Genomic DNA, 18301 nt, shown 5'->3' on the forward strand with positions numbered 1-18301 from the left:
AATAACGGGAAAGGGTAATTTATTCACTATATTATAGCATTTTATAAAGAAAAAATAAAACAACGACAATTGATAAGCGGGTTGATTGTTATTCTAATCTTTTCACCTTTGTCCCCTGCTCCGTATCTTCCACCTCAAACCCCAATTTTTGTATTTCCTCGCGCCAGCGGTCGGATTCCGCCCAATCTTTACTTTGACGGGCTTTATCGCGTTTTTCTATTAATTCTTTGACTCTTGATGGTATTTTAATTTTTTCTTTCCTGACATCATCCAAGTTCAATCCTAATACTTCGTCAAACTTCAAGAGTGTTTTCTTTTTAGCGCGCCGGGAAATCTTTTCATCTTTCAAAAGTTCCCACGCCACCGCCAAGGCCTGCGGGATATTTAGGTCGTCGTTAATCGCTTCACAAAATTGGCGCTCATAGTTCTCGTCCACCTTGCCAAACCAAAATCTGCCAAGCTCCGCTATTTTTTTATACAAATTATCCAGCGCGTTTTTGGCTCCCGCCAGCGACTCCCAACTAAATTCTACTGGATTATGATAATGAGTGTTTAAAAGCAGGTAACGATAAGCCAAGGCGTTAAAACCTTTTTTTTGAAGCGCGCCTAAAGTTAAAAAATTTTCCGCGGACTTAGCCATCTTTTCTCCGCCCTTTAAAATTACAAACTCATTATGTATCCAAAATTTAACCACCTCTTTGCCGGTCGCCGCCATATTCTGCGCCCGCTCATTGGTATGATGAACGGGAATGTGGTCACGGCCGCCGGTATGAATATCAATGGCCTCGCCCAGATATTCCATAGACATAGCCGAGCATTCAATATGCCAGCCGGGAAACCCAACCCCCCAAGGGCTTTCCCATTCTTGCTGGCGCTTCTTGCCCGCTGGAGAAAATTTCCACAAAGCAAAATCGGTGGTATTTTTTTTATCGCAAAATTCTACCCTCTCCCCCGCCCGCAATCCTTCAACGTCTAACCCGGCCAGCCGCCCGTAGTCCTTAATTTTAGAAGTGTCAAAATAAATTCCATCTTTAGTGCGATAAGTATAGCCCTTGCTTTCCAATTTTTTTATCAGCTTGATTTGCTCTTCTAGGTGGTCTGTGGCTCGGCAAAAAATATCGGGAAAATTGATATTAAGATTTTTTAAATCCTTTAAAAATGCCTCAGAGTAAAAACGAGCTATCTCTTGAGGCGATTTTCCTTCCCGCTCCGCGCCTTTCTCCAACTTATCTTCGCCTTCATCGGCGTCGGAAGTGAGATGCCCGACATCGGTGATATTCATCACTTGTTTGACTTTATAGCCGTTGTATTTCAAAACGCGCACCAAAACATCGGCAAAAACGTAAGAACGCAAATTGCCGACGTGAGCGTAATTATAAACAGTCGGGCCACAGGTATAAATCCCGACTTTATTGTCATTTAGCGGCTTAAATTTTTCCTTACTGCGGGTTAAAGTATTATAAAGATTCAGCATATTTTTAGCATAACAAAAAAGGGCCGTTTTGAACAGGCCCTTCTAATTGAATTTTTTAAAAGAAAAAAACCGAACCCTGGGACCTTCTTCTACCTTAACGGAGTTTTGACTTTCATAAATATCGCCGTCCACCGTGAACATCGTCTTCTCAAAACCAGCCAGTGTTATCTCTTCGGCCGAGCTATTGATATACCTATCGCTTTTAGGGATTATCGCATAGGCCAAAAATGGAAGACGGCTGACGATAGCTAACGGAGAAACCGCGTAAGCCAAGAATCTGAATCCCCGCAAACCGTGAGTATCACGGAACGGGCGAAAGCCGAAAATGACGCGATGGATAACCGAACAGTAAAGAACCGTAAATTCTCTGCGCCCGATTTTAACTCCGTCAATCTCCGCCGAGCATTCCAATTTTCTCAAAAATTCTTGAAATCTTACCGGCCAGCCGATTAAAACCGCCAAAATAGAAAAAATAAATATCTTGGCGACTTGCCATAATCCCTTGGGGCCGTTTTCATATTCTTTCAAAAAATTCACTGCCGGGCCCAAGGCCACTTCTAAACCGTACAAGTTTTCCGACTCGGAACCGGATACTTTAAGCAGAGATAGCCCGCGGCAAAATTTCTTCACATTTTCTTCTTTCCGCAATAAAGAAATTATTTTTGTCACGGCGTAAGCCGAATTATGGGGAATCCCCAAAGCGGTGGCAGCAATATCCATTGTCCCGCCATGAAGAGGGACAAGCAAAGGAATTTCTGCTTCCTCGCCGAAAAAATTAAACCAATCAGTCAGAAAACGGTGAAGAGTGCCATCGCCGCCATAGATAAATAAAACGTCAATCTTGTCCCGCCTTATTTTTTCCAATAATCCTCTTATCGCTTTTTCTTTTTTGGGAACATATAAAAAGGGTGGCGATTCCTGCAGCGTTATCCCATATAATTCCGCCCCCCGCCGACCGGCAAAAATATTGCCGTAAGTACCTACTTTCATTTTTACCTCCCTCCCCTATAATCTAGCGTGGGGCTTATCCCGTCAGTCGCGACTGACGGTTCTTAGTTTTTAATGAGCTTTAATTTAAAATAAACCTACTGCCCCATCTTAACAAAACAGATATTTTTTATCAAGCATAAAAAAGGGGCCGTAAAGGCCCCTTTTATGTTTATTGAAAAAATCTAAAACTATAAAGCGCAACAATACATCTTTAATACCGCGTTGTTAGCGTCTTTCTCAATACCGGCAACGTATTTATTTTCAGGACAAGTAAACTGCCCGACGCCGAACTGAATGGGTGTCCAGGCACAGTTATCGCGAGTATTGCTCGAAGCACTTAAATTACCTTGAGTTGTTAAATCTCCACCCGCATTGATAGAACCGCTATTTGTAGTTATAGAACCAAATGTGCTGTTGATATTACCTTTTACGTAAACAGAAGCGGCATTGGGTTCAGCGTTTGGATCTATATAATAAGTACTGTCTGTGTCTAAAATAAAGGGTAATTTTATCCTGCCCGCCAAATTACCGGCATCACTGCTATTGGCCGGGTCTAAATAATAACTGGAATTGTCTTTATCTTGAAATTGTGTGCCATAAATAAGACCAGTAGACGTCAATTTATTTAGAGTCACCTCACCATTTATTATGTAATCGGCAGTAACCGAATCATCAGCTCTTTTTAAATAATAACCATTGGCGCAATTAGTAATGTCTGAACAGGCTGTCTGACAAGATAAATCCTCGCACTGGATTGTGCTGATATCCGCCCAGTCCTCAATACAACCACGACCGTCGGATAAATCCGTATCCCAAGCATTAAGGCAAAGATAATCATCAACTCTCACTGCGTCACGGCCGCTATAATCGCGTAATTCCAGTTCTCCGCCAGCGCCATAATTGCTCTGAAGCGCGATTGAACCAACCCCGGAATAGATATTTACCCCGCTCTGACCTTTCACGGTGGCATAACTATTCCTGCTATATAAACTCGCGCTCCCCGTGGTCTCAAGATTAAGCGTGGAATTATCGCCAGTTCTCCATTCGCCGGCGACATTATCATACCCTGCCCTGATATACATCGGCGAGCTGACGCCAAGCCACTTGTTGGCTATTTCGTTTATTTGGAGACCGCCCAAAATTAAATTTCCGGTTTTAGTTTGGATATCACTGCCGGCATTAAGCGGCGCGGCAACGTTGTTCCCCGCCGGAGGGGCAGTCGGGCCCTGCCAGGCATAAAGATAATTTACCGAAAGAGCGCCGGCGACAAAAAGAAAAATAAACACCGCCACAAAAATTGACAGTTTGGTTAATTTAGTTAGTTTGGACATACGATTTTATAATTATATTTAATAAACTCTGATTTCTTTGGCGATAAAGGACTCGGACCAATAAATATCAGCTTCCGAGGAAACAGTAATCTTGTCTCCGACATTCAGGGATTCCAACGGATACACCATTTCCGTGAAAGTTTTCTGTCGGAGCGGCGTCTCGGTCCCGGCTTGCCGCGCGGCTTCCCTATTTTTTTCGTAAGCCAACTCTTCCGCGGCTAATTGGTCAGCCGACTTCTCAATGACTTTTATAATTGAATAATTTTTATCAAGCGACGCCACTCTCTCAACCGGCGCCCGCGGAGCCAGTGGATTTTGACTGGGCTGTTCGGCGTTAAAGTATATTTTTTTATTAGCAACATCAATCTTGGTTATCTCGCCTTTTAAATTGAAAGCTGCTTCTTCTCCATCAGGAAAAACCCCGGTTTCATCAATCGCCTGTCCGGCCAAAGACCAGGCCTTATCTGCTCCCGCCTGATAGCCGAAATAAAAACCCGTGTAGACAAACCCGAGAATGATGGTAACCCCGACCAAAATAGCAAGTAAAATTTTTAGCCCGAAAAGAATATGCTTTTGCATAGGTTTATGTTATCAATAATTTATATAATTATAGCACATGGAATGTAAAACTTATAATTTCTGGCTTGAAACCGCCACCTATTCCCCTTCTTCCTCTTTGTCTCTAGCGAGAACAATGGCCACAATCGGCGCTACCAACCAAAAAAACCTCCCGGCGTCTCCCGTAAACACATCCTTGGTTAAAGGCGCTAGTTTGCTGACCGCCTCGGGAGCTAAATAGGACAAGACCACGCTGATTAAAAGGCCGACGTGTAAAAAGGAGAAGAGAATCACTTGCCACCATTTGCCCAGGCCGCGGGATTTGGCGATTGTTCCCATCAGCCCGCTGCGAGACAAGAGAAAAAAGAGAACCAAAAAAACACCTAAAAAGGTGGTTATTTTAAAAACAAAAAAATTGTTGATATTTATCTCCGCTTGAAGCCCCTTAATATAGGGGGCGGTATTAACGACCGCCAAAGCCATGTAAATACTTACTAAAATCACGATTATCCTGTCGCGGCCCAAAGAAAGCCCGTAAAGCAGGGAAACCACTATAAAGAACACAAAAATAAGGAGGTCCCAACTTGGGTTTGACCAATTGACCGAACTTATCCACTTAACGATTGGCTCAAAATTCATCTGTTGATAATTTATGCTTACTGTATTTAGTATAGCAAAAAAAATAAAACAATAAAAGACACAACTATTAGCTGTGTCTTACTAAAAAACTAAAACCATTACCAAAAAACCGTTTATCCCCCCATACTTTAAACATCCCTTTTACATGCAACCCTTTGACAATACAGATAAAACAATAATAATTACCCCGATTTGAACATAAAGTGGCTGGTCGGATAGGTCGACTTTAGGTGAAGAAGCAATTTTCACAATGGTTGCTATTACAAGAACGGCAATAGGAAGGCCAAAAATACAACCCATAATTTCTCTGCCTGACCAGTTTTTTTCTTTTTTTTCCTCTACGCGTTTGGCAGCTAAATTTCCCATAGGCGGGCTATCCCATCTTGGCTCTTTATTTAACCCTTGACCTTCGGCGGGTTTAAAAGGGTCGGGTGGCGGTTTAATGTTAGAATCTTTTGGACCAAAATTACCCATTATTATTTCTCCTTTTCTTCAAAAATTCTTTCCTAAAAGTTTATTTTAATTGTCAAATAACGTTTCTTTCTCCGCCTATATTATAAACAAAAGAGACGGGAAAGTCAAGGTTTAGCAAAATAAAAAAGCGCGATTGGCGAACCGCGCTTAAAAGTAGAAAGTAAAAAATTATTCTTCACCGGTTTCGGCTTCGTCTTTGCCGTGGCTTACTATAAGCGTAGCCAACATGACAAATAATATCAGGATTTTAACCGCCCCCCGCAAAATTATTTCGCCGACCCGTTTGAAAAAATCAGCGAAACGGTCAGCTATCCTGTAATCCGGCAAGACAATTTCACCTTGTTTCGTACCCATCGTTCCTCCTTTTAAAAATGTTTACAAAACGAACTTTTTTATTGATATTTATTATAGAATAAAGCAGGGAAAATGTCAATAGTAAACAACCGCTGACCAAAAACAATAATCAATTTTTAAGTTATTCTTTCCCCCACTCCTCCAGCATCTTTTTTTGTTTCCGGGTGAGATTTTTCGGCACTTCCACTTTCACGGTTACGAGCTGGTCCCCGCGCCCCGAACCGCGAAGTTTCGGCACCCCGCGTCCCTTGATTCTGAAAATTGTTCCTGACTGCGTGCCGGCCGGAATTTTTAAATTAACCGAACCGTCAATGGTGCTGACTTCAACCTTATCACCTAACGCCGCCTGCGGGAAAGAAATAGTGATAGTATTTAAAATATCAAAGGCGTCACGGGAAAATTCCGGATGCGGCTTAACGTTAAAATTAACATAAAGATTGCCGGCTAAACCATCGCGGCCAACCGCTTCGCCCTTGCCCGAGTATTTGACAGTGTCGCCGCTATTTATCCCCGCCGGAATTTTGACTTTTATCTTCTCGTTCCCCTTTTTAATCCCCGCTCCGCGGCATTCCGAGCAGAGCTTCTCCGGCTTATTACCCGCTCCGCGGCATTCCGGACAAACAGAAGATGTTTCCATGGCGCCTAAAAAAGTCCGCTGGACTTTGCGAACTCTGCCCGCTCCACCGCAAGAGACGCAAGAAATTATTTTACTCCCCGGCTCCGCGCCACTGCCGCCGCAACGCTCACAAATTATATTTTTATATAACTCTAATTCTTTCTCACCACCGAACACCGCTTCGCGAAAATCAATCTGCAAATCAACTTCTATATCGCGTCCTTTGGCGCGGGTGGCCGTTTTGGTTCTCTGCCCGCCGAACGAACCGCCAAAAATATCTCCAAGTCCGCCAAACAAATCACCCAAATCATCCATGTTAATGTTAAACCCGCCGCTTTGGAATCCGCCAAACGGATTTCCTCCGCCAAATCCGCCGGCTCCCATATTTTCAAAGGTGGTGCCGAATTGGTCATACTGTTTTCTTTTTTCCAAATTGCCCAAAACCTGATAGGCCTCGTTTATTTCTTTGAACTTCGCCTCATCGCCGCCCTCTTTATCTGGATGGTATTTATGCGCCAGTTGCCTAAAAGCGCGCTTGACCTCTTCAGCCGAAGCGCTTTTTTCTATTCCTAAAATTTTATAATAATCTTTGGACATAACTTGAAACTCACAACTTGTAACTTAAAACTTGAAACATATAACCTAAAATTTGAAACTTAATCCCTTCCTTAAACAAGCCTGCCTACGGTTCGACTGAGCTCACCAAAGTCCGGCAGGCAGGGAGGGGTTGGGGTAGAAAGAAACATTGTCATCCTGAGCGTAGCGAAGGATCTCTGTCTAGATTCTTCGCCCCGAGAACTCGGGATCAGAATGACAATTGACCTTTTTTACTGTCTTTGCGAGGAGTCCCGCCGTGGCGGGACGACGCCTGCCTGCCGGCAGGCAGGAAGCAATCTCTAATACAGCGCCCTTGCCCAAAGCTACGTATTAGAGATTGCTTCCCCCTCGACGACTCGACTGAGCTCGCCGAAGTCAAGCTCGGGGTCGCAATGACAGCTTATTTTTCTTCCACTTCCCCTTCAATCGGGCCTTCGTCTTTCTTTTTGTTATCATCTTTACTGTCGGCAGATGCGCCAGCAGCATTTTGATTTTGAGAATACATACTCTGCCCGATTTTGGTAACGGTCTCATTCAATTCTTCAATAGCTTTTTTAATCGCCGCCATATCTTCGCCATCTTTGACTTTTTTTAAGGCCTCAACTTTTTCTTCCACTTGCTTTTTAACATCAGCTGGAACTTTATCAGCGAATTCTTTCAAGGTCTTTTCGGTTTGGAAAACCATGGAATCCGCTTGGTTCTTGGTTTCAATCGCTTCTTTCTTTTTCTTGTCTTCATCAGCGTGAATTTCCGCGTCCTTTTTCATCTTTTCTATTTCATCTTTGGAAAGACCGGACGAGGCGGTGATAGTTATTTTCTGCTCTTTGTTAGTGGCCTTGTCCTTAGCGGTAACATTCAAAATGCCGTTGGCATCAATATCAAAAATCACTTCCACTTGCGGCATACCGCGCGGCGACGGCGGAATACCGGAAAGAATAAAACGCCCGAGCGTTTTACAATCTGAGGCCATTTCGCGCTCGCCTTGTAAAACGTGAATCTCCACCGAGGTCTGATTATCAGCGGCAGTGGAAAATATCTGCGACTTGGAAGTCGGAATAGTGGTGTTGCGGTTAATTAATTTAGTAGCCACGCCTCCCAAGGTCTCAATGCCAAGTGAGAGCGGCGTCACATCCAAAAGCAAAACGTCCTTGACATCTCCCTGCAAAACTCCGGCCTGAACCGCCGCGCCCAAGGCCACCACTTCGTCTGGATTAACTGAAACGTTCGGTTTGCGGCCAAAAAACTTTTCTACGGTTTTCTGAACCAACGGCATTCTGGTCATGCCTCCGACTAAAACCACTTCTTCAATTTCGCTTGTCTTAAAACCGGCATCAGCCAAGGCCTTACGGCATGGTTCCAAAGTTTTTTCCACTAAATCGCCAATCAACTCTTCTAACTTGGCACGGCTCATTTTCAAAACCAAGTGCTTAGGGCCGTTGGCATCGGAAGTAATAAACGGCTGGTTAATTTCCGTTTCCTGCGCCGAAGATAATTCAATCTTGGCCTTTTCCGCGGCCTCTTTCAGCCGCTGTAAAGCCAGCTGGTCCTTGCCCAAGTCAATGCCTTCGGATTTTTTAAATTCAGCGATAATCCATTCAATAATCCTCTGGTCAAAATCGTCACCGCCCAGATGGGTGTCGCCGTTGGTGGATTTTACCTCCACGGTATCAGCGGAAATATCCAAAATGGAAATATCAAAAGTGCCGCCGCCCAAATCGTAAATGGCAATCTGCTGACCAACTTTTCTATCAAAGCCATAAGCCAAGGCCGCGGCAGTCGGCTCGTTAATAATTCTTTTTACTTTAAGTCCAGCGATTTCTCCCGCGTCTTTGGTGGCCTGTCTTTGGGAATCATCAAAATAAGCCGGCACGGTAATGACCGCTTCCTCTATTTTTTCGCCTAATCTATCTTCAGCATCGGCTTTTAATTTCTGTAAAATCATCGCTGAAATTTCCTGCGGCGAATATTCTTTATCCGCCATTTTGACTTTAACGCCTTCGCCGGATTTAACTATTTTGTAAGGCATTAATTTTTCATCCCTCTGCACTTCCGGGTCGTTAAAACGCCTGCCGATTAAACGTTTGACGGAAAAAATCGTATTAAACGGATTGGTCACCGCTTGGCGTTTGGCAATCTGCCCGACCAATCTTTCGCCGCTTTTCCCGATAGCGACAATGGATGGGGTCGTGCGCATCCCCTCCTTATTTTCCAAAACTTTCGGCTCTCCTCCTTCAATGATAGCCGCGCAAGAATTGGTTGTCCCTAAATCAATTCCAAGAATTTTTGACATAAATTATTTCAATGTTATTTGTTAATTATTTCCAAATTCCCGCCCCGCTGAAAATTTACCAACGGAGCGGTATATTTGCTAACAATTATTTTTTCTTTTTGGCCACGGCTTTTTTAGCGGGAGCCGATTTTTTGGCAATTGTAATTTTTTTGACTTCTTTGGGCGCTCCAACCTTGGGAATGCTGATTTTTAAAAGCCCGTTCTCCGATACTGCCTTGGCTTTATCAGCATCAACATGGGCCGGCAGGGCCACGGTGCGGTAAAAATTTCCATAACGCACCTCTTTACGGTAAAAATTTTTCTCCTCTACCTCGGATTTGTGCTCGCTCTTCCCCTTAATCGTTAACACATCGTTTTCAATGGTAATTTCAACGTCTTTGGGGTCAACTCCCACCAACGGAGTTTCCACCATCAGATTTCCGTCTTTTTCATAAACATCAATGGCCGGAATAAATCCTTTGACTTTAGCCGGGACCAAAGAAAAAGCATCATCTCCAAAAGCCCCTTCAAAATCCTCAAAGGGCTCAAAAAATGGTTTCCATGGAATGAGTGACATATAAAACTCCTCGATTCGACTGACATTTAATGTCTGGCCGAGATTATTTATAAAAAGATTACAACTAAGGGATTATCGACTACCGTTTCTAAACAAAGCTGTCATTGCGATCCCGCCTTGGCGGGAGAAGCAATCTCTAATACGTTTAGATTGCTTCGTCGTCCCGAGCGTTCGGGACTCCTCGCAAAGACAGAAAAAAGTTATAAACTATAAGTTATAAAATCCCTACTCTGCCACGACCACTTTTGCCGGAATCAGCGCTTTATCGCCCATCTTATATCCACTGCCTACTTCTTCCAAAATAATATCCGGCTCTTTTCCTTCTTCTTTACGCTTGCCAACGGCTTCGTGCCATTCGGGATTAAACTTTTCTCCAACTGTTTTTATCTCCTCCAACCCCAGCCCCTTCAAAAAATCATCAATCTGTTTTTTTGTCTGAAAAATTCCCGCCACCCAACCGACGTCTTTTTGCTCTTCGGGAATATGCGTTATGGCCTTTTTAAAACTGTCAATAATAGGCAAAAGCCCGAACAATATATTAGCTGTCACAAATTTAATGAGCTCTTTCTGTTTCTCCTCGGCTTCTCTTTTCAAATTTATATAATCGGCTTTGGCTCTTTTCCAACCGTCCAAATTTTCTTCCGCCCGTTTTTCCAATTTAACAACTTTCTCCCGCAATTCATCAAGCTCGCTTTTGGCGTTATCCTGCTTGGCTCCTTTTTTATCTTCGTCGGCCATAATTAAAATCTATTTATTATTGATGAGTTCTCGCGTGTATTTTAAAAGCGAATAATTGGCGCTGTAATTCATGCGCATCGGCCCCAAAATTCCGAGAACGCCCTCCGTGTCATCTAAATTATATTTAGCTAAAACGCTTCCGCAATTTTCGGCAAAAGGATTTTCTTTGCCGAGAAAAATATGGATATCGTCAATCTCTTTAAATATTTTATCAAAACCCTCGTCCAATTGGTCAATCACTAAAGATATATCACAAACCAAATTGTAATCGCGAAATTCCGGCTGGGAAAAAAGATTAGCGATGCCGGTGTAATAAAAATTGCGCGGCTCAAACCCGACGATGACGGCCGTGCCGGAAAGTTCAGCCAAGGCCTTGGCCATGGCTTTGAGAAGTTCGGAGTGCGGGCGGCCGGTTTCATGAAGGATTTTTTCCACCGTCTTTTTTTCTTCTTTAGTTAAATCAATTTCCCGCAAAAAATTTTTGATATAAAAATTAAAACCTTTTTCCGTAGGCACGCGGCCGGCGGAAGTATGCGGTTGATGGATATAGCCGTCTTTCTCCAGCCCGGCCATTTCATTGCGCAGGGTCGCGGGGCTGAAATTAAGCTTAGACCGTGAGGCCAAACTTTTAGACCCGACCGGCTCAGCCGTTCTGACATATTCGTCAATGATTAAATTGAGCAGAGTTTTTTGTCTGTTGGTAATCATAGATTTCTATTTAGCACTCTCACTCTATGAGTGCTAATTTCATTATACCCCCCGCCCAAAAGCTTGTCAAGAATCAGTTTTTCTCCCACCACCCCACCCCTCGACAAGCTCGGGGCGAAGTACCCCTCCTCTGGCAGTAGGGGAAATTTCTTGGTTATTAATGTTTAAAATTGGCTATTTCAGATATTGTCTTTGCGAGTGAACTGCCAGCTAGCCCCATCAGCTGGCGGGGAGCGAAGCAATCTGAACCCCAATCCCCAGCAACTAACACCCATAAATTTAAATCCTCCCCTTACCCAAATAAAAAATCCCGCTCCGAAATTGTCCGGAAACGGGATTTATCTTTTAGATTAGCGATGGCTATTTACAGCCATTTTCCTTAAGCTTTTTTTGAAGCGTAACTGCTTCGTTAAGGTAGCCAACGGCTTTGTCTGTTTGCCTGGGCGTCAGCAGGGCAGTTTCAAGATTGATTTCCGCTGCCTCCGCTGCTATTTTGTCCGCTTCGCAACTGGCAATCTTACCCTTCGTTTTTATAGTGTCAAGGGCATAATACATGGAAAATGTAATTATAGCCAAGATAACAACTAGCGCTGTTTTTCTCTTCTCGCTTTTTCTTTCTTTTTCCGCCGCTTCGCTTGCTTTTTTGTATCCTTCTTCCCCCTCTTCTTCATTAAATATCGATGCCGGGGCGGAAGTACTTTCCACCAGAGGTTCTTTCCCTGGAAGCGGTGGCGGAGGATTTTGACTTACCAGCGGCGGGCGGTCGGGCTCGGTTTTTGGCGCCGTTGCCGCTTCACTGCTGTTACCATAAAGATTATTGACTTCTTCATCCGGAATATTGCTAAATGGGTTGCCCTCCCCCGGAGTTTTTGGCTTCAGGGCTGTATCAGGTGAAATTTCCTCCGCTGCTTTTTTTCGACAATTTTCGCAAGAACCATCAGCTGATAGAGTGTTGTCACAAATAGAACATACCAAAATCTCCACGGGTTTTTTATCTTTATCTACATCTGCCATTTTTTCTCCCTTTCTCTATTGTAAATAATGTTAATTTTAAAACAACAAGTTTTCGCCGTATTTTAGCATAGCGGCTAAAAAATGTCAAGCGCTACTCATGTCTCAAGGCCTCAATGGAATTTAAATTCGCCGCGCGGCGGGCGGGATATAAACCAAAAATCAACCCGACGGCGACGGAAAAACTAACTGACAAAAATATGGAAAACCAGGAAACATTAAACCCCCAGTCAAAACCGCTAAACGCCGCCGCGTAGGAAATGAGTAGAGCGACAACGGTCCCGAAAATAATGCCAAAAATCCCGCCAAAAAACGTAACGACGATTGCTTCCAATAAAAACTGATACAAAACATCCTGCCGCGTCGCCCCCAGGGCTTTGCGCAAACCAATCTCATAAGTGCGCTCGGCCACGTTCACATACATAATATTCATAATGCCGACACCGCCCACGATAAGCGAAATGGAAGCGAGCACCACCAGCAAAATCGTGATGCCGCCGAGAATCGTATCCATCATCTCTTTTGCCTCCTCCATAGTCATCACCGCAAAGTCGTCTTTATCGGGGTCGGTAATTCCATGTTGTTCGCGCATAATGGCAGTAAGCTCCTCAGCGGTGACATCTCCTGCCGCCGGGTCTTTCATTTTTGCCATAATAAAACTGACATAATCTATGCCGGAAATTTTTTTCTGCAAAGTGCGCACGGGAACAAAAATCAAATTATCAAAATCGAAAAAAGCAACCACTCCCCTTTCCTCCATCACCCCGACAACTTTGTAATTTTTCCCGCCGATTTTAACATTCGCGCCCAAAGCTTCGGAGTCTCCAAAAAGTTTTTCTTTTACCTTGTGCCCAAGCACAACGACTTGAGATAAACTTTTATCTTCTTCCCCGGTAAAAAATCTGCCGAACTCAACTTCCCCGGTATCTATTTCTGTAAAATCCGCCGACACTCCAAAAATCATAGTTTTCTTAATTTCCCCCCCGACTGAAACCAAATCCTGCGACAAAACTCCGGCATACCAATAGCTGATATTCGGATGTTTGGCTATGGCCTCGGCATCTTCTATTTTTAAAGTGGTAATAACCGCTCCCATAGCCATACTCGTCGCGTTTTCCGTAGAAGTATGCGCGGTGTTAGGCGTCTTCACCTCTATTTCTATGGCATCGGAGCCGAAGGCCTCCACCTGCCCGACAATATATCTTTCTATGCCCTGGCCGGCGGACATCACGATAATCACCGCCGCGATACCAATGACAATTCCTAAAATAGTCAAAATCGCCCGTCCCTTATTGATACGGAGAGAATTTATCGCCAACTTTAAATTATTGGAAATTATATTCAGCATATAAAAATTATTCGTGGCGCAGGGCCTCAATCGGATGTAAATCAGCCGCTCTTTTTGCCGGAGCAAGTCCAAACACAAGACCAACCGCTAAAGATACTCCGATACCCAAAACAATAGACAACAGAGAAATAACAAAATCCCATTCGTAGGCGAGATAGCGCATTACCGCCGCCACTAAAGCGGAAAATAAAGTCCCGATAATAAAACCGATTATCCCGCCGGCCAAAGTTATGGCAATTGTTTCTAGAAGAATCTGGGATAAAATATCGGTTTTAGTGGCGCCGACCGCTTTGCGCAGACCGATTTCGCGCGTGCGTTCGGTCACCGAAGCGAGCATGATATTCATCACGCCCACGCCTCCGACAATCAGAGAAATTGCGGCAATAGCCGCTAGGAAAAATTTTAAAGCATTGGTGACGTTATTTAGAGCATCCATGGCTTGAAGCTGGGAACGGACGGTAAAATCGTCCTGCGACGGGTCAGGGATATCATGTTCCTCTCTTAAAACTATTTTAATATCCTCCATGCTTTGGTCTATGTTTTCAGCGCTGTCAACTCTGAACCGAGCCAAAGTTATGTGATTAATGCCTAAAAGTAACTTTTGAGCGGTATAGAGAGGAAGATAAATCTGATTGTCAAGATTTTGAAACCCCGACGTGCCCCTTGACTCCATTAATCCAATGACCCGAAAACTTTCTTTTTTAATTCTAATTGTCTGACCAATCGGGTCAGCGCCGGAAAAAAGATTATCAACAACTTCCGAACCAAGAACTGCCACCCGCGCCATATTCTTTTCTTCTTCTTGGGTAAAAAATCTACCCCTGACCACGTCGGTTTCCTCAACTGACAAATAACTGGCGGTAGTACCAGTAAAATTTGTATCTATACTGCGATTATACCAGGAAGTAGTGGCAGTCCCCTGCACATAGGAAGCCCCGGCTACAATATGTAAAGCCCGTCCCGGTTTTAAAACCGCCTCAATATTATCGTAAGTCAGAGTTGTTATGCTAATACCCATTACCGACGCCGGCGGGCCTTCCTCTTCCGAAGCTCCGGGCAAAACGCCGATAAGATTGACACCGGCGCTTTTAATCTGGTTTAAAATTAAACTTTGCGCTCCCGCCCCCACCGACATAACAATAACCACCGCCGCGATGCCGATAATCACTCCGAGCATAGTCAAAAAAGACCGGGACTTTTTTGACCTTAATGACCGCAAGGAAATTTTTAGGTAAGCTGAGAGCATATTTTAACTATAAACCCAGCCTCATTTAAGAATGGATTGCTGGGTCTTTTTCAAGCATATTTTTATTTTATAAATCCGCCATTCTTGGCGCTGCGCCTTTCCACCACTTTGTAATCGCCGACTATTTCTCCATCTTTGATTTTAATGATACGGTCAGCGTGCTCGGCAGTGTAAGATTCATGAGTAACCAAAATTATAGTATGCCCCTCGGCATTTAAATCCTCAAGGATTTCCATAATTTGCTGGCCGGATTTGCTGTCCAAATTACCCGTTGGCTCGTCCGCCAAAATCAGCGCCGGATTGTTGACCAGCGCCCGCGCAATCGCCACTCTTTGCTTTTCTCCGCCCGAAAGCTGGTTGGACAAATAATCTGTGCGGTGTGTCAAACCAACGGCCTCTAACGCTTCACGGGCGATGGGTTCCGGATTTTTAACGCCCTTGGCGTAAACGAGCGGCAGCATAACATTTTCCAAAACGGTGGTGCGGGGTAGAAGATTAAATGATTGAAAAACAAAACCGATGTCAAAATTTCTGATACCCGCCATTTCCTTATCCGAAAGCTGACTCACATCCTGACCCTTAAAATAAAATTTTCCGCCGGTAGGCGTATCCAAAAATCCGAGAATATACATCAAGGTAGATTTGCCGGAACCCGACGGCCCCATGATGGCCACAAACTCGCCCTGATTAATAGTAAAATTAAGGCCGTGCAACACTTCAGTTACCAGGCCATCGTTATAATAATTCTTTATTAAATTTTCCGCCCTGATTAACGTCTCGGCCATTATTTTTTCTCTTTTATATAAGCTACAACTTCTTCGCCCTCTTTCAACCCGGACAAAACTTCTACTAAGCCCTCATCGGCGCGCAAACCAATTTGCACCGGAATCTCTCTGACTTCTTTCTTCTCAAGTATTCGCACCATCTGCTCATTATTCTGGCGGATAATGGCGCGCCCGGGAATACATAAAACATTATCCCGACGAGCGGTTAAAATATCCGTATTGGCAGTCATGCCCGGTTTTATTTCTTCTTTCCCGCCATCAATACTGACATTCACTCTGTAATAAACCACGTCGTCAATAATTGTTTCCGCCGGTTCAACCGAGGTAACCTTGCCGGAATAAACCCGGTCTTCGCCAAAAGCGTCAAAAGTAATTTTCACTTCATTGCCGGATTTGACTTTTGATATGTCCGACTCGGAAATATCAACCTCTACTTTTAATTCTCCTTCGTTGCCAACCATGGAAATAGCCGGTTTAGTTAAGCTGATTTGTTCTCCAACCTCATATTCCACGGAAGTAATTACCCCCGCTGCCGGAGCTTTTATTTTAGTATTTTCTAAATTTTGTTCCGCCAGATTAAGAGCGGCGCGGGCTTCGCTCACCTGCGCTTCAAGAGAAGCCAAGTCTGCTTGCCGTGGCGGAGCTTTTTTATAAGCCAAAGACGCTTCCGCCGCCGCTAAAGCGGAACGCATTATCTCCACCTGATTAACGGCCGCTTTGTAAGCATTATCGGCATCAACTTTAGCCGTGGTCAAACTCTGCTCCGCGGAAGCTAAATTGTCTTCAGCCGTTTCCACCGCCGAAGTATAAGTGTCCACGTGCTTATTATAATTAAGCTCGGCCGTCAGAATCGCCTGCTCTTTGGTTTGCAATGAAGTCGATTCCGTGTTGATAGACGACCGGTCGGTATTAATTGTCGTCTTAAGCGTATTTAGAGAAGAAAGTGTTAAACCGGTGCCGGTGATAGTGCTGTCAAGCATTGTTCTCGTTTTACTCAAAGCGTCGCTCGCCAAAGAAAGCAAATCTTTCATATTACTGACTACGATTTTTATTTCATCGTAAGAACTGTCTGCGTCCAAAACTCCTACCCACGGCTCCACGGTTTCCTTTTTGGTGGCAGTTAACTTATAAGCGTCCTCGGCGTTAATCTTTGTTTGTAATCTTAAGATACCCAACAAACTTTCAAAATCGTCGTTAATCCCCCGATTATCGATGCCCAAAATATTATCCATGTCATTCATGGCCGTGCTTAGGGCGACTAAATTTCCCAATAAGGTTGTGCGGGCGTCTTCGTAAGCGTTTCCTATTTCTTGAGTGTCTGTCTTTTTAGAATTTTCCAAATCCGCTTTGGCGGAAGCTAAAGCCGTCTCGTATTTGGCAACATTCAACTCCGCCTCCCTGACGCTTTCCTCATTGGACTTTTTAGTATTGTCCAAATCCGTCTGTACTTTTTTTAGATTGCTTTTGGCTTTAGCCACGTCTTCTTCGTAAACTTTAATTGACTCGCGGCTTTCTCCAATAATTTTAAGATTCAGATTGGCATTGGCCGAAGCCAAAGAAGAACGCGCTTTTTCCACTTCCAACAGAGCGTCGGTGGCGTCCAATTCGGACAAAATTTGGCCCGCTTCAACCTTATCACCAACCTTGACGTGATTTTTAAATAACTTGCCGGTGACTTTGAAACTCAAATCCATATCTGTTTCCGGCTTCACCGACCCCGTGGCTTCCACGGTCTGGGTCAGATTACCCCGCTTTACTTTCTCGGTAGTATATTCAAAATCCGGTCCGCGGGTTTTCGTAAAAGCAAAAACCGAAACCGCCGTAACTAAAAATCCGGCAATGGCCACGATGATAATTTTCTTTGCCCCGATTTTTTTCTTTCCCGGGGTTCCCGCAATTATATTATCCATATTATTAATTTTGCTCCTTCCTGCCGCTGTCCCATAATAAGACACGATTATAAATAGCTAAAAGCAAGAAGGACCCGCTAAGCGTGATAATGGAAGTTAAATAAAAAATAAAATTAAATCCGAGACGCTCGGCTAAAAGTCCGCCGATGGCGGCGCAGATACCGGCGGTAATGCCGGTAGCCGTGTCATAAACCGCCCATTCATAGGCCTCGTGAAATTTATCAATATGCCTCGTGAAAAGCGCGAACCAAGTGGTGAAAGACATCGCCGCGCCAATTCCATAAACCACTTGCAATAAATAAATATGCCAAGGAAAAGTGCTGAAAGAATAAAGGATGGGGACAATGGCTATAAGAAGCGACCCCACCACCAAAAACCAAAAATCGTTTTTGTCCTTTCTGTCTTTGTCCACATATCGGCCGATGGGAATCTGCAACGAGGCCTTGACCAAAAGATAAATTGCCGCAGCAATACCGGCTACCTCCAAACTTCCTCCGATAATATTATCATTGATAAAAATGGCAAAAATGGGGTTGAGAAATCCAAAAGAGCCAAGTATTAAAACATCGGAAAAAATCAAAATTTTGATAATTTTATTAATTTTGGGAAGGGCGGGAGACTCGGGATTAGCCATAATATCTAAGATAATTTATTATATTTCACCTTTCTTCTATTA

At 43.9% G+C, this 18301-nt stretch carries 18 protein-coding genes; all 18 read right to left on the bottom strand.

Annotation, left to right across the window (positions count from 1 at the left end):
* Positions 1-88 precede the first annotated feature (88 nt).
* Positions 89-1474, bottom strand: a complete 1386-nt coding sequence (cysS, locus tag PHG22_02080) for a cysteine--tRNA ligase (GenBank protein ID MDD5490564.1) — start codon at positions 1472-1474, stop codon at positions 89-91.
* A gap of 42 nt (positions 1475-1516) precedes the next feature.
* Entirely contained in the window at positions 1517-2464 is a 948-nt protein-coding gene (locus PHG22_02085; protein MDD5490565.1) for a diacylglycerol kinase family protein, read from the bottom strand.
* A gap of 188 nt (positions 2465-2652) precedes the next feature.
* On the bottom strand, positions 2653-3795 hold the full coding sequence (locus PHG22_02090) for a hypothetical protein (protein ID MDD5490566.1): 1143 nt from the start codon (positions 3793-3795) through the stop codon (positions 2653-2655).
* 18 nt (positions 3796-3813) lie between these two features.
* Positions 3814-4374 carry a hypothetical protein gene (locus PHG22_02095; protein ID MDD5490567.1) on the bottom strand — a complete coding sequence of 187 codons (561 nt, stop codon included), beginning with the start codon at positions 4372-4374 and terminating at the stop codon, positions 3814-3816.
* Positions 4375-4452: 78 nt separating this feature from the next.
* Positions 4453-4992: a hypothetical protein gene (locus PHG22_02100; GenBank protein ID MDD5490568.1), complete on the bottom strand. Its 540-nt coding sequence runs from the start codon at positions 4990-4992 to the stop codon at positions 4453-4455.
* 141 nt (positions 4993-5133) lie between these two features.
* Positions 5134-5358, bottom strand: a complete 225-nt coding sequence (locus PHG22_02105; GenBank protein MDD5490569.1) for a hypothetical protein — start codon at positions 5356-5358, stop codon at positions 5134-5136.
* A 276-nt stretch (positions 5359-5634) separates the two neighbouring features.
* Entirely contained in the window at positions 5635-5820 is a 186-nt protein-coding gene (locus PHG22_02110) for a hypothetical protein (protein ID MDD5490570.1), read from the bottom strand.
* 121 nt (positions 5821-5941) lie between these two features.
* Entirely contained in the window at positions 5942-7033 is a 1092-nt protein-coding gene (gene dnaJ, locus PHG22_02115; GenBank protein MDD5490571.1) for a molecular chaperone DnaJ, read from the bottom strand.
* A 400-nt stretch (positions 7034-7433) separates the two neighbouring features.
* On the bottom strand, positions 7434-9323 hold the full coding sequence (dnaK, locus tag PHG22_02120) for a molecular chaperone DnaK (protein MDD5490572.1): 1890 nt from the start codon (positions 9321-9323) through the stop codon (positions 7434-7436).
* An 85-nt stretch (positions 9324-9408) separates the two neighbouring features.
* Positions 9409-9879, bottom strand: a complete 471-nt coding sequence (locus PHG22_02125) for an Hsp20/alpha crystallin family protein (GenBank protein ID MDD5490573.1) — start codon at positions 9877-9879, stop codon at positions 9409-9411.
* 225 nt (positions 9880-10104) lie between these two features.
* A complete protein-coding gene (locus tag PHG22_02130; GenBank protein ID MDD5490574.1) occupies positions 10105-10617 on the bottom strand; it encodes a nucleotide exchange factor GrpE in 513 nt (170 codons plus the stop codon).
* A gap of 9 nt (positions 10618-10626) precedes the next feature.
* Complete coding sequence (locus PHG22_02135; GenBank protein MDD5490575.1) at positions 10627-11325, bottom strand: hypothetical protein; 699 nt, start codon at positions 11323-11325, stop codon at positions 10627-10629.
* A 360-nt stretch (positions 11326-11685) separates the two neighbouring features.
* A complete protein-coding gene (locus PHG22_02140) occupies positions 11686-12339 on the bottom strand; it encodes a hypothetical protein (protein MDD5490576.1) in 654 nt (217 codons plus the stop codon).
* Positions 12340-12430: 91 nt separating this feature from the next.
* On the bottom strand, positions 12431-13684 hold the full coding sequence (locus PHG22_02145; protein ID MDD5490577.1) for an ABC transporter permease: 1254 nt from the start codon (positions 13682-13684) through the stop codon (positions 12431-12433).
* 7 nt (positions 13685-13691) lie between these two features.
* On the bottom strand, positions 13692-14861 hold the full coding sequence (locus PHG22_02150; protein MDD5490578.1) for an ABC transporter permease: 1170 nt from the start codon (positions 14859-14861) through the stop codon (positions 13692-13694).
* 131 nt (positions 14862-14992) lie between these two features.
* Positions 14993-15715 (bottom strand): ABC transporter ATP-binding protein, encoded by a 723-nt coding sequence (locus PHG22_02155; GenBank protein ID MDD5490579.1) that lies wholly within the window; start codon positions 15713-15715, stop codon positions 14993-14995.
* A complete protein-coding gene (locus PHG22_02160; protein ID MDD5490580.1) occupies positions 15715-17625 on the bottom strand; it encodes an efflux RND transporter periplasmic adaptor subunit in 1911 nt (636 codons plus the stop codon). Before PHG22_02160 ends, PHG22_02155 begins: the two co-directional genes overlap by 1 nt.
* A gap of 4 nt (positions 17626-17629) precedes the next feature.
* Positions 17630-18259 (bottom strand): MFS transporter, encoded by a 630-nt coding sequence (locus PHG22_02165; protein ID MDD5490581.1) that lies wholly within the window; start codon positions 18257-18259, stop codon positions 17630-17632.
* Between the last annotated feature and the right edge of the window lie 42 nt (positions 18260-18301).

This window comes from Patescibacteria group bacterium, assembly GCA_028716045.1.
Taxonomy (GTDB): domain Bacteria; phylum Patescibacteriota; class Patescibacteriia; order JAQUQO01; family JAQUQO01; genus JAQUQO01.